This is a genomic window from Collinsella sp. HCP3S3_E5 (assembly GCF_052067635.1).
Classification (GTDB): Bacteria; Actinomycetota; Coriobacteriia; order Coriobacteriales; family Coriobacteriaceae; genus Collinsella.
Genome location: NZ_JBQHQF010000003.1, coordinates 58,599 through 70,958, shown reverse-complemented (window position 1 = coordinate 70,958; position 12,360 = coordinate 58,599). Strand labels below are relative to the sequence as shown.

Below are 12,360 nucleotides of genomic sequence, written 5' to 3'. Positions count from 1 at the left end.
GAATACCCATGCGTTACACAATTAAGACTTCCGGCCTTATGTGTGGCCACTGCGACGCTACTGTCGAGACGGCACTGCTCAACGTTGCCGGCGTGACCGACGCCGATGCCGATCACGAGACTCAGACGGTACAGGTGGAGTGCGCCGACACCGTGGCCGCCGAGCAGCTCGCTGCCGCCGTCGAGAGCGCCGGCGAGAAGTTCCACGCCCTGTCCGTGACCGCAGCCTAGCAGCTACCAGAAGCATTCGACCCCATCGACCAGAAACGAGGACCCGCCATGATGGCAGACCACAAATCGGTGAACCGTATGCTCAAGACGGCGCGCGGCCAGATCGACGGCATCCTGCGGATGGTCGAGGAGGACCGCTACTGCGTCGATATTTCCACGCAGCTCATGGCCACACAGGCACTCCTCGCGCGCATTAACGCCGACGTGCTCAAGGCGCATATCGAGGGCTGCGTGACTTCGGCAATCGAATCGGGCGACGAAGACCTCAAAGCCGCGAAGCTCGCCGAGATCGAACGCGTCGTCGACAAGCTCTCTAAGTAATCGGCGCATTGGGGACAGACCACTTTGCACCGTCTTGATGTTCCGAGGACAGGTATGTTTGCACCACATTGGTGCAGATTAACCTGTCCCCCTTGCTCTAAATCGGGTATAAAGGCGTGCGGCATATCGAACGAAAGGCAATTTGCATGAATGACTTTATGAAGGGCCGCAATGGCGCCGACGAGCTCACCATCGTGATGGGTTTTGCGGGCATCGTCATCGCGATGATCGGATCGATGGCCCGCATCCAGTGGCTCAGTTGGATCGCCATCGCCGTCATCGTGATCGGCGTGCTGCGCGGCCTGTCCAAAAACATCGACGCACGTCGCAAGGAGAACGAGGCCTTTGTCGCCGGCTCGGCTAAGGTCCCCGGCTTGGGCAAGTTTGTCGCCAGCTTGGGTGGCGGCGCTGCAGCGGCCAGCACCTCACGCGCGGCCGGCACCAGTAAGGAAGACTTTGAGCGTGCCAAGCGCACGGCCAAGAAGATGTGGAAAGGTCGCAAGACCACGGCATACCTCAAGTGCCCCAACTGCGGCCAGATGCTCTCCGTTCCCAAGGGCAAAGGCAAAATCCGCGTCACCTGCCCCAAGTGCCACGCCAAGATGGAGACGCGCTCGTAGCCGCCATACCGCAGGACAAAATAAAAGCCGAGGTCTCGCACTGGGACCTCGGCTTTTTTGAATGCGACAAAGGGCCCGCCCCCGTCACACCTACGCCACGCCGTCGCGGGCAAGCTCCTCGGCAAGCGCCTCGGCTGGCATGGCCATAATCGTGTCGAGCTCGGCGTCCACCTCGGGAATACGCCTCACCTTGAGCTTGCGCACCAGATCGCCACGACACATCACGTGCATCGGCTCGCGCAGAGCGCACAGGTCATCGAGCGGGTTCTCGCGCGTCACCAGGATATCGGCAGCCTTGCCGCACTCGATCGCACCGGTCTCGCCGCCCAGCCCCAGCAGCTCAGCATTGACCTGCGTAGCCGTATGCAGCGCAAACGCATTGCTCACGCCCACGTACTTGGCAAAATAGACCACCTCGCGCCACATGTCGTACTGGGTCACGAACGGGCAGCTCGAATCCGTACCCAAACCTACCTTGATACCGGCTTCCAGCGCCGCACGAGCGCTCTCGATAATGCCCGAGCACACGATATCGCCGTTCTTCTTTTGCGTGTCAGTCGAATGAGTCTTCTCCGGATCGAGCAGCACAAACGGCAGCGCGGGGCTGATCGTGCAGGTCACACTCGGCGCACGCCCCTCGAGCTGAGTTCCCGCGGCGCCGCGGTACAGCTCCAGGATCTCGGGCGTCAACGGAGCGCCGTGCTCGATCGTATCGACGCCGGCCTCGAGCGCGGCCTTCACGCCCTCGGTGCTCTCGACATGAGCCATAACCGGAAGGCCCATATCGTGCGCTGCCTTGCACGCCGCCGCGGCAACCTCCACCGGCATACGCAGCACGCCCGGCTCGCCCACCTCGGTCGCATCGAACACACCGCCCGTTACGAACAGTTTAATGACGTCGGCACCGCGCGCATACAGGTCGCGCACCTGTTCGGCCGCCTCGGAGGGACTGTTGGCCACCTGGGCGAACAAGCCCGCGCCGTGGCCACCCGGCACCGTGACGCCCGTTCCCGGCGCCACCAAACGCGGACCCTGATACTTGCCGGCGTCGATAGCATCGCGCACGGCCAGATCGGCAAACAGCGGGTCGCCCGCGCCGCGCACCGTGGTCACGCCGCTTGCCAGCTGCTGTTGGGCGCTGCCCTTAAGAATATGGCGCACGATAGCGCGCCCCACGGGATTATCGAGCTTCTTCATCAGCGCGCCCGCATCGCCCGCCGAAACCGGCTTGCCCGAGCCGCACAGATGCACATGCATATTGATGAGGCCCGGCATGAGATACGCCCCGGCCAGGTCGAGGACCTCGGCACCTGCAGGCGCCTGCGCAACAGCGCTCGGCCCCATCCACGTGATGACACCGCGCTCAACGGCCACGGCCATGTCGGGCTGCGGCTCCATATGCTCCGAACCATCCAGGACGGTCGCATTGATAAACAACGTGGAACGATCGGCAGACGCCATATCGAGCTCCTCCCTCACGATTAACTTGAACATTTGTCCATTATCACCTAATGCAGCAAACTAAAGTCGAACATATCGGTTAGCGGAGGGACGAGAGAGATGTGAGGGCAAACGGAGACAGCACGGCAATGCTCCGGCCGTTCCAGCAAAACGTCTTGATTTGTAACAGGTAGACCAGGTTTTAGCAGCCAGATGTTACAGATTTAGATCTTTTAGCGGCAGCCAACCTTCTGTCTCGATCTGTAACAGTTGGGTCGAATTTTGGCCGTTAGATGTTACAGATCGAGATATTCTCCAGCCCTGTCTTCAAACATCTAAATCTGTAACATGTAGACAGGTTTTCGGCCTCTAGATGTTACAGATTTAGATCTTCTAGCGGCAGCCAACCTTCTGTCTCGATCTGTAACAGTTACGAGGCCAAACGGCCCCTTGTTGTTACAGATCGAGACAAACTCGACAGGAACAACCACATCCGCGTTAGTCGTATCCCTCAGCGCCCATACCACTGACGCTTCCATCCCTCAGCCAAATCGGCCCGCTGCGAAATACCCGCCAGCCTCATCTTTTCAGCCAGCTTCCCCGGGTTCTTGAGCTCATCAAACGTGAACCTCAGCACCTTGTGCCCGAGCATTGTCAGATGAGATTCCCGCTGACGCTCTGCTACGAACGGGTCGACCGACTCCCGATCCCCACCATCCTGCAGGGTATACTTTCCTCTTCCGTCGAGCTCGCCAATCACGCACGTCCCGTCCTCGAGCCTCCAGAAATAATCGACCCGAAACACCTGGCTCGAATCGAGCGGATCGCGAAACTCCACCTGCAACTCTGGCACCGGAAAACCGTATGCAATAAAGAACGCTCGGAACCGAGACTCGCCACCATTTTCGGACAGCCCGTCCGCATGCGACGCAATCACCTGAGCTCTGCGATACCCGCGTCTGCCCTCGCAATCGGCCTGGAGCCGTTCGCAGAGGTCGTCGCGCGATATGCCCTTCGCCCGCAGCGCAGAATCGGCAATCGCCAGACCATATGAAAACGGCGCACGCAGCAGACAATCCTCCACCGTGCGCCAAAACGGTGTCACTCGCACGCCGTCGACGCGCTCAAGCGCACCCGCCGCCTGCGGACGCAGCAGCCTATATCCCGTACTCAACGCCACCGAACAACCCGTCTTGACCAAGTAACGCGGCCCGAGCAGATCATTCGGCACCTCCAGACCCCATATCAGCGCGGCGTCATACCCCCAAAACGCCCAATCGGGATGAAACTCCGCAAGCCCCTTGATGGTCCGCCGAGCCCGCTCCGGCGGCGTCAACGCATCCCATTCATGCTGAAAACAGAATAGGTGCGATTCGGGCTCCGCAATATCGTCTGTGCCCACATGGCGCCGCAGCCACATGAGCTCGGCATTGTCGTGTGTCACAAGCACCACGCCTTGTTCAGCCGCCTCCGTGAGCCTGGCAAGCATCCTATTCCGCGCCAAGGTGCTACGTGCTGCATGTTTGTGTTTGAAAACGGTATTAGACACTTTCATCACCACCACGTCAGACAAATGGACCATCGTCACCGTTGCCTCCGCTGACAAATGTCTTGATCTGTAACAGGAAGACAGTCTTTGAGCCTCTAGTTGTTACAGATTTAGATTGTTCGGCACCGCGGCCAACCTTTGTCTCGATCTGTAACAGTTAGGTCGAATTTTGGCCTGTAGATGTTACAGATTGAGACATTTCCCCAGCTAGGTGCCAAACGTCTCAATCTGTAACAGTTAGACGTTCTCCAGACCCCTAAACGTTACAGATTTAGACAAACCAGCAACGCCCAAGCATTCGTCTCAATCTGTAACAGGTAGACCGGTTTTTTTGTCCCTAAACGTTACAGATCGAGATATAAAGGCAGAAGGCAAGGCAGGCGGCAGATGCCCATCCCCTACTCCCATTCCTGTTTGTAGATGTTGAGTGACTTTACGTAGCGCCCCTGGGCACCCATGATGTCGCGAACCAGCCTCAGAAAGAAGCTGATACACGAGGTATCGAAGCCATCTTCTAGGTCCTCAGGATGCACGGCGCCAGGCCCGTCGACCGCCGTATCGCTCAGGCGCGCAATGTCATACAGATAGAGCTGTCCCGCCGTCAGCCAGACATCGTCGACGCACGCGAGGCGCACCGCAATCGCACCATCGCGCCAGTGCTCCTTTTGCACGATATGTGGGTCGTAGACATCAAAACGTCGGTCGGTGCGCGTATCGCGCAGCGCGACCATACCGGTCGCCGGATCCTTGTCCAAAATGCCAAAGCGCGAGAAATAGTGCGTGCCGCGCACCTGCTCGAGCCGTCTGAGCGAGACGGGCGAAAGCGACGCCGGCGGCTCGTCAACATACAGCTCAAGCAGCGTCTTGCCATGGTAATAGGGACGCTCGAACAGCAGCCAATCGGTAAATGCCATGTTATAGGCCATGATTTCATTTTGCGAGGGCTCCTCACAATAGCTGAGCCATGGATCGACTATCACTTCGAACTGTGTACGCGCCGACTCCAAAAACTGAAACTTGCGCAGCATCCAAAACTGGGCCATGCCGGCAATATCGTCACCGACGGCCTCGGCCAGACGTCCCCGGTCCAAAACATGATCAGCCATGACATCCTCCTCAAACTGATAAACCTCAATTTGAGCTTACGAGGAGGGCGGGTGGTCGCCGCCATCACGGGCGAAATGGGCATCGGGCTGCAAACCAGATGCTGACCAAGCACTTGACGGGATACTTGCAGATTATACAAATTGCCACAAAATCGCGGGTAGAACTAGACGAATCACCCGCGCCGCTGTCCGCAAACAACTAAAGCCGCCACATAAACAGCAGAGCGCAACGAGCGCAAACGCCAACGGGTAGGCAGCCAAACGTCGGCAAACGAGCAAAACGCTCGCAAACCCGCAAGGAGTGTCCCCGGATGCCGGCACGTAAGGAACGTCCCCAGCTGCCGGCACTTGGGGACGTTCCTTATATGCCGGCCGTTGGGGACAGCCCTTGCCGATTCGATTGTTGAGCAACTCCGTGATTGTCTTACAGCCCCAGCGCCTCGGCGACCTCGGCTGCGCAGGCGAGGGCATCGGCCATGGCACTCACCACGAGCGAGCTGCCGTTGCGGGCATCGCCGGCCACATACACCGGCGCGGCATCCGCGGCAACGCCATCCACGCGAGCCGCAAGATGCGAGTCCTCGGAGGCCATCACGGGCAACGGACGGCCCGCCGTGGCAATAGGCACGTCAACAGCGTCGAACACGCCGTGCTCCGGACCCGTAAAGCCACAGGCGATCAGCACCAGCTGGGCCGGCACCTCGTGCTCGGAGCCCGCAATGCGCTCGGGCTTGCCGGCCGACCAGTCCAGATCGACCACGCGCAGGCCCGCGGCCGCGCCCTTCTTGTCCAGCAACACCTCGAGCGTATCCACGCCCCAAGCACGCATCTCGCCGCCCATGGCAGCGATAGCCTCCTGCTGACCGTAGTCGGTCTTCTTAACGTTGGGCCACTGTGGCCAGGGGTTGCTCGCCGCACGCTTATCGGGCGCAGCCGGCAAGAACTCAAACTGACGCACACTGCGTGCACCCTGGCGCACCGCGGTACCCACGCAGTCGTTGCCGGTATCGCCGCCGCCAATGACCACAACGTCCAGGCCGCGCGCGTTCACCGCGGGCTCACCGCCATCGAGCACCGAGACGGTCGAAGCCGTCAGGTAGTCCACGGCATACACCACGCCCGGGGCATCCACATTCGTAGCCGAAAGGCCGCGGGGCGCACGAGCACCGACAGCCACCACAACGGCGTCAAAACCATTGAGCTTGGCCGCCACCGCAGGGTTCGTAACGTCAGTACCCAGCTCAAAGACAATGCCCAGCTCGCGCATGAGCGCCACGCGGCGCTCGACCACGGACTTCTCGAGCTTCATGTTGGGAATGCCGTACATGAGCAGACCGCCTGGGCGGTCGTCGCGCTCAAACACCGTCACGCGGGCACCGCGACGCGCAAGCTCCCATGCAGCCACCAGGCCAGCCGGGCCGGAACCAACCACGGCGACCGAGGGCGCGTCCTCCCCTGCCGGCGTAAAGCGACGCGGGCCGCCGTTTGCCCATTCGTGGTCGCTGATCGCGCGCTCGTTATCGTGAATCGTTGTGGGCTGGCCGTCGACCGAACCCAGGTTGCACGCAGCCTCGCACAGTGCCGGGCACACGCGGCTCGTAAACTCGGGCATGGGCGAGGTGAGCGACAGGCGCTCGGCCGCCTCGTCCCAGCGACCGCGATACACCAGCTCGTTCCACTCGGGAATCAGGTTGTGCAGCGGACAGCCACTCGGACGCGCCTTGCCAAAGCTCGCACCCATCTGACAAAACGCCACGCCGCACATCATGCAGCGGCTCGCCTGGGCGCGGCGCGCATCGTCGTCGAGCTCCACATACAGCGGATCGAAATCGCGGCTGCGCTCCTCCACGGGGCGCAGCTCGTGGGTCACGCGATCGATATCAAGAAAAGCACCGGGCTTACCCATGGCACTTACGCCTCCTTCTTGGTCGAAGCAACAGAGCTGACAGCCACGGGCGCAGCACCGCCCGCGACATCAAAGCGAGCGACATCCGCGTTGCTCGCGCGGCCGGTCACGATGTCAAACGCCAACTCCTCGGCCTGCGCATGCGTCTTGCCCACGGCCTCGGCCGCAGCGACAATCGCCAGCACGCGCTCGTACTCGGTCGGAATGACCTTCACAAAGTGCTTGCTCATCGTCTCGAAGCTGTAGAGCAGCTTAATGCCGCGCGGGCTCTGCGTCGCGTCCACGTGCTCCTGGATGAGCGCGCGAATCTGCGCCAGCTCGACAGCCGTCGGGGCCTTGAGTTCCACGCTCTCGTGGTTCACACGGGCCTCGAGCGTGCCGTACTGGTCAAAGACATAGGCCACGCCACCCGTCATACCGGCGGCGAAGTTCTGCCCGACCTCGCCCAAGATGAGCGCCAGGCCGCCCGTCATGTACTCGCAGCCATGGTTGCCGCAGCCCTCGACCACCACGGTGGCACCGGAGTTACGCACGCCAAAGCGCTGGCCTGCCAGGCCGTTAATAAAGCCGCGGCCGCTCGTGGCGCCAAAGAACGCCACGTTGCCCACGATGATGTTCTCGTCGAACTTGTAGGTCGCATGCGGGTTGGGGCGCACCGACACCTCGCCGCCCGAAAGGCCCTTGCCAAAGTAGTCGTTGGCGTCGCCGCACACGTTGAGCGTAATGCCGCGCGGCAGAAAGGCGCCAAAGCTCTGACCGGCCGAACCATCGCAATCGATGGTGATGGAGCCGGCGGGCAGGCCCTCGGGATGCGCCTTGGTCACCGCATTGCCCAGGATGGTGCCCACGCAACGGTTGACGTTGGCGATATCGGCGCGGAACCGAATCGGGCGCAGGTGCGCACGGGCATCGGCCGTATAGGGCACGAACAACGTGGAGTCGAGCGTCTTGTCGAGCTCGCTGTCCGCAGCCATCTGCGGCAGGAAGTGGCGACCGTCGGCGCCCGGGATATGGGCACCGAACTCGCAGGTCGCGCTCGCCAGCACGGGCGACAGATCAAGCAGGTTGGCCTTGCGGTTGCCCGGTACCTCGATCTGGCGCAGGCACTCGGGATGGCCGACCATCTCGTCGACGGTGCGGAAGCCCAGGCTCGCCATGACCTCACGCAGCTGCTCGGCAACAAAGAGCATAAAGTGCTCAACGTGCTCGGGCTTGCCGCGGAAGCCGCGACGCAGGCGACAGTTTTGCGTGGCGATGCCGGCCGGGCAGGTGTCCTGCTGGCAGTCGCGCTGCATGAGGCAGCCCATGGAGATGAGCGGCATGGTCGCAAAGCCAAACTCCTCGGCGCCCAGCAGGCAGGCGACGGCAACATCGGTGCCGTCCATGAGCTTGCCGTCGGCCTCGAGCACCACGCGGGAGCGCAGGCCGTTTTGCAGCAACGTCTGCTGAGCCTCGGCAAGGCCGAGCTCCAGCGGCAGGCCGGCGTGCCAAATGGAATCGCGCGCCGCGGCACCCGAGCCGCCATTGTGGCCGCTGATCAAGATCTTGTCGGCGGCACCCTTGGCCACACCGGTGGCGATGGTGCCGACGCCGGCCTCGCTGACCAGCTTGACCGACACGCGCGCACCGGGGTTGGCGTTCTTAAGATCAAAGATCAGCTCTGCCAGGTCCTCGATGGAGTAGATGTCGTGGTGCGGCGGAGGCGAGATCAGGCCGATGCCGGGCGTGGACTGACGGACTTCGGCGATCCAGGGGTAGACCTTCTTACCGGGCAGGTGGCCACCCTCGCCGGGCTTGGCGCCCTGGGCCATCTTGATCTGAATCTCGAAGGCGCTGCACAGGTAGCGGCTCGTTACGCCAAAGCGCGCACTTGCCACCTGCTTGATGGCGGAGTTCTTGGAGTCACCGTCAGCCAGCGGGGTCTCGCGACGCGGATCCTCGCCGCCCTCGCCCGAGTTAGAGCGTCCATGCAGGCGGTTCATGGCGATGGCCATGCACTCGTGCGCCTCTTTGCTGATAGAACCGTACGACATGGCACCGGTGTTAAAGCGGCGGACGATGTTGCGCGCGGGCTCCACCTCGTCGAGCGAAACCGGCGTGCGGCCGTTGGCATTAAAGTCGAGCAAGTCACGCAGGCGCACGGCACGGCCGGTGCGGTGCAGGCGGGCGCTGTACTCCTTAAAGGTGTCGTAGCTGTCCTCACGGCAGGCGGTCTGCAGCAAGTAGACAGTCTGCGGATCAATGAGGTGATCCTCGCCGCCGAGCGGGCGCCACTTGGTCAGACCCAGCGTGGGCAGCTGATCGGGAGCCGGGCTCTTAAGGATAGCGAGCGCGGCGTCGTAGCGCTCGTTTTGTTCGCGCTCAACATCCTCGACACCCATACCGCCCACACGGCTCACCGTGCCGGCGAAGTACGCGTTGACGAACTCCGGCGTAAAGCCCACGGCCTCGAAAATCTGCGCCGAATGGTAGCTCTGCACCGTGGAGATGCCCATCTTGGACATGATGGAAACGATGCCGGCGGTCGCAGCCTTGTTGTAGTTGGCGATGCCCTGCTCGGCTGTCACGTCCAGATCGCCGTGCGCCGCCAGGTCGCGAATGCACGCATGCGCGTTGTACGGATAGATGCCGCTCGCGGAGTAGCCCACCAGCGCCGCAAAGTCGTGCGGAGACACGGCGTCGCCACACTCCACCACGATGTCGGCAAAGGTACGCACGCCGGCGCGGATCAGGTGGTTGTGCACGCAGCCCACGGCGAGCAGTGACGGCACGGGCACCTCGTCCGCTCCGGCGCGATCGCTCAACACCACGATGTTCACGCCGTCGCGGACCGCAGCCTCAACGTCCTCTGCAAGCTGCTTGAGCGCAGCCTGCAGCGCGCCCTCGCCGGCATCGCGGCGGTAAACGGTACGGAAACGGCGGGTCTTAAAGCCAACACGGTCAATCGCGCAAATGCGGTCGAACTCCTCCTCGCTCAGCAGTGGGCGCTCCAGACGCACCAGTTGGCAGGCCGTACGAGAGTCCTCGAGCAGGTTGCCGTGGTTGCCCAGGTAGAGCGTGGTCGAGGTGACCATATGCTCGCGCAGGGCGTCGATCGGCGGGTTCGTGACCTGGGCGAACAGTTGATAGAAGTAGTCAAAGAACGAGCGCGTCTTCTTGGACAGGCAGGCCAGCGGCGCATCGATACCCATCGAGGCGAGCGGGGCCTTGCCCTGCTGGGCCATGGGGCGCACGACCTCGTCAACATCATCCCAGTGGTAGCCGAGCTTGGCCATACGCACGGCAGCAGGCACCTCGGCATCCTCGGCGGGCGTTGCCGCGGCGGGCTTGTCGAGCGCGTCAACGGTCAGCGTCCCCTCGGCAATCCAATCGCGGTAGGGCTTTTCCTTGGCATAGCGGGCGCGCAGCTCGTCATTGTAGATCACACGGCCGCGGGCAAAATCGACCTCGAGCATCTGGCCCGGTCCCAAACAACCGCTTGTCAGGATATTCTCGGGGCGCACCTCGATGGTGCCCACCTCGCTTGCCAGCATAAAGCGGCCGTCGCGCGTCACGTAGTAGCGAGCCGGGCGCAGGCCGTTGCGGTCAAGGGCGGCACCCAGCGTACGGCCGTCGGTAAAGGCGATGGCCGCCGGGCCGTCCCAGGGCTCCATGAGCATGGACTGGTAGGCATCGTAGGCGCGACGCTCCTCGCTCAGGTTGTCGTTGTGGTCCCACGGCTCGGGCAGCAACATGGACGCGGCACGCGTGAGCGGACGGCCGTTCATGACCAAAAACTCGAGCACATTATCCAGAATCGCGGAGTCGGAACCCTCGCGGTTGATGATGGGCATCACACGCTCAAGATCATGCTGCAGCACGGGGCTGTACAGGTTAGGTTCGCGGGCGCGAATCCAGTTGACGTTGCCCTTGAGGGTGTTGATCTCGCCGTTGTGGATTATAAAGCGGTTGGGATGTGCGCGCTCCCAGCTAGGCGTGGTGTTGGTGGAGTAGCGCGAGTGGACGAGCGCCACGGCCGTCTTGACGGCGGCGTCGTTGAGATCGATAAAGAAGCGGCGCATCTGCGTGGCGACCAGCATGCCCTTGTACACGATGGTGCGCGAGCTCATGGAGCACACATAGAAGATCTTGTCGCGCAGGGCAAACTCGGCGTCGGCCTTCTTTTCGATGGTACGGCGGCACACGTACAGGCGACGCTCAAAGGCATCGCCGGCGGGCGTGTCGTCCGGACGGCCCAGGAAGGCCTGCAGGATGGTGGGCATGCAGGCGCGGGCCGTCTCGCCCAGATCGTGAGGGTCGACCGGCACCTCGCGCCAAAAGAGCAGCGGCACGCCGGCCTCGGCACAGCCTTCCTCAAACACGCGGCGGGCATCCTCTACACCCTTGTCGTCCTGAGGGAAGAACAGCATGGCCACGCCATAGTCGCCCTCTGCCGGCAGAATCTGGCCGCACTTTTGAGCCTCTTTGCGGAAAAAGTGATGCGGAACCTGGAACAGGATGCCGGCGCCGTCGCCGGTATTCTTCTCGAGTCCCGTGCCACCGCGGTGCTCCAAGTTGACCAGAATGGACAGCGCATCGTCCAGAATCTGGTGGTGGCGCTCACCGTTGATATCGGCAAGAGCGCCGATGCCACATGCATCGTGGTCGAATTCGGGGCGATAAAGGCCCTGCTGCTGAGCGGAATCTGCCTGCATCGCGATCCTCCCCTAGATATTTAGACAGTCAGTTGAATAGGCATACTAGAAGCATCGCCGGCCCATTGTGTTTCCCGCCCGTTTCGAAACAATTGCGTAACGCACGCCCTACGAGTGGACACCGCCGACCTCAAGGGCAACAACAAGGGCCCCAGATTCGGCCTGTAAGCTCACCGCTTCAAACATCTCAATCTGTAACAGGAAGACCCAATTTCGACGACTAACTGTTACAGATTGAGATGTTCTCGAGAGACGGTTCCGAATGTCTCAATCTGTAACATGAAGGGCCGGTTTTGGCGGTCAGCTGTTACGGATCGAGATTTTCCATAGGACCATTTCTTCCTGTCTCGATCTGTAACACCTAGGCCCAATTTCCATCCCTAGTTGTTACAGATCAAGACATTTCGGCAACCCCCTTTTACCACCCTATTCAAATACAACAATTTTGTTAGTCATGGTCAGATTTCGAGCCTAAAACGGGTATCCTTTGCGGC

At 61.6% G+C, this 12,360-nt stretch carries 8 protein-coding genes; 3 read left to right on the top strand and 5 right to left on the bottom strand.

Annotated elements, in window-relative coordinates:
• The first annotated feature begins 8 nt into the window (after positions 1-8).
• From ACTM82_RS01670 to ACTM82_RS01660, 3 genes are all read left to right on the top strand, one after another.
• Positions 9-230 (top strand): heavy-metal-associated domain-containing protein, encoded by a 222-nt coding sequence (locus ACTM82_RS01670; RefSeq protein ID WP_154515953.1) that lies wholly within the window; start codon positions 9-11, stop codon positions 228-230.
• Between the two features lie 51 nt (positions 231-281).
• Positions 282-551, top strand: a complete 270-nt coding sequence (locus ACTM82_RS01665) for a metal-sensing transcriptional repressor (RefSeq protein ID WP_229778266.1) — start codon at positions 282-284, stop codon at positions 549-551.
• A 146-nt stretch (positions 552-697) separates the two neighbouring features.
• Entirely contained in the window at positions 698-1,171 is a 474-nt protein-coding gene (locus ACTM82_RS01660; RefSeq protein ID WP_427747716.1) for a hypothetical protein, read from the top strand.
• A gap of 90 nt (positions 1,172-1,261) precedes the next feature.
• On the opposite strand, the gene ACTM82_RS01655 is transcribed toward ACTM82_RS01660, so the two are convergent.
• The 5 genes from ACTM82_RS01655 to gltB form a co-directional block, all read right to left on the bottom strand.
• On the bottom strand, positions 1,262-2,665 hold the full coding sequence (locus ACTM82_RS01655) for an amidohydrolase family protein (protein ID WP_441088502.1): 1,404 nt from the start codon (positions 2,663-2,665) through the stop codon (positions 1,262-1,264).
• Between the two features lie 457 nt (positions 2,666-3,122).
• Positions 3,123-4,199 (bottom strand): hypothetical protein, encoded by a 1,077-nt coding sequence (locus ACTM82_RS01650; RefSeq protein WP_441054820.1) that lies wholly within the window; start codon positions 4,197-4,199, stop codon positions 3,123-3,125.
• A gap of 359 nt (positions 4,200-4,558) precedes the next feature.
• Positions 4,559-5,266, bottom strand: a complete 708-nt coding sequence (locus tag ACTM82_RS01645; RefSeq protein WP_427747714.1) for a hypothetical protein — start codon at positions 5,264-5,266, stop codon at positions 4,559-4,561.
• A gap of 424 nt (positions 5,267-5,690) precedes the next feature.
• Entirely contained in the window at positions 5,691-7,172 is a 1,482-nt protein-coding gene (locus ACTM82_RS01640; RefSeq protein ID WP_441054822.1) for a glutamate synthase subunit beta, read from the bottom strand.
• Positions 7,173-7,177: 5 nt separating this feature from the next.
• Positions 7,178-11,866, bottom strand: coding sequence for a glutamate synthase large subunit (gltB, locus tag ACTM82_RS01635; RefSeq protein WP_441054824.1), 4,689 nt, complete (start codon positions 11,864-11,866; stop codon positions 7,178-7,180).
• Between the last annotated feature and the right edge of the window lie 494 nt (positions 11,867-12,360).

Coding starts and splice junctions, on each gene's coding strand:
- ACTM82_RS01655 (WP_441088502.1), bottom strand. CDS start 2,665: ATGTTCAAGTTAATCGTGAGGGAGGAGCTCGATATGGCGTCTGCCGAT.
- ACTM82_RS01640 (WP_441054822.1), bottom strand. CDS start 7,172: ATGGGTAAGCCCGGTGCTTTTCTTGATATCGATCGCGTGACCCACGAG.
- ACTM82_RS01670 (WP_154515953.1), top strand. CDS start 9: ATGCGTTACACAATTAAGACTTCCGGCCTTATGTGTGGCCACTGCGAC.
- gltB (WP_441054824.1), bottom strand. CDS start 11,866: ATGCAGGCAGATTCCGCTCAGCAGCAGGGCCTTTATCGCCCCGAATTC.
- ACTM82_RS01645 (WP_427747714.1), bottom strand. CDS start 5,266: ATGGCTGATCATGTTTTGGACCGGGGACGTCTGGCCGAGGCCGTCGGT.
- ACTM82_RS01660 (WP_427747716.1), top strand. CDS start 698: ATGAATGACTTTATGAAGGGCCGCAATGGCGCCGACGAGCTCACCATC.
- ACTM82_RS01665 (WP_229778266.1), top strand. CDS start 282: ATGGCAGACCACAAATCGGTGAACCGTATGCTCAAGACGGCGCGCGGC.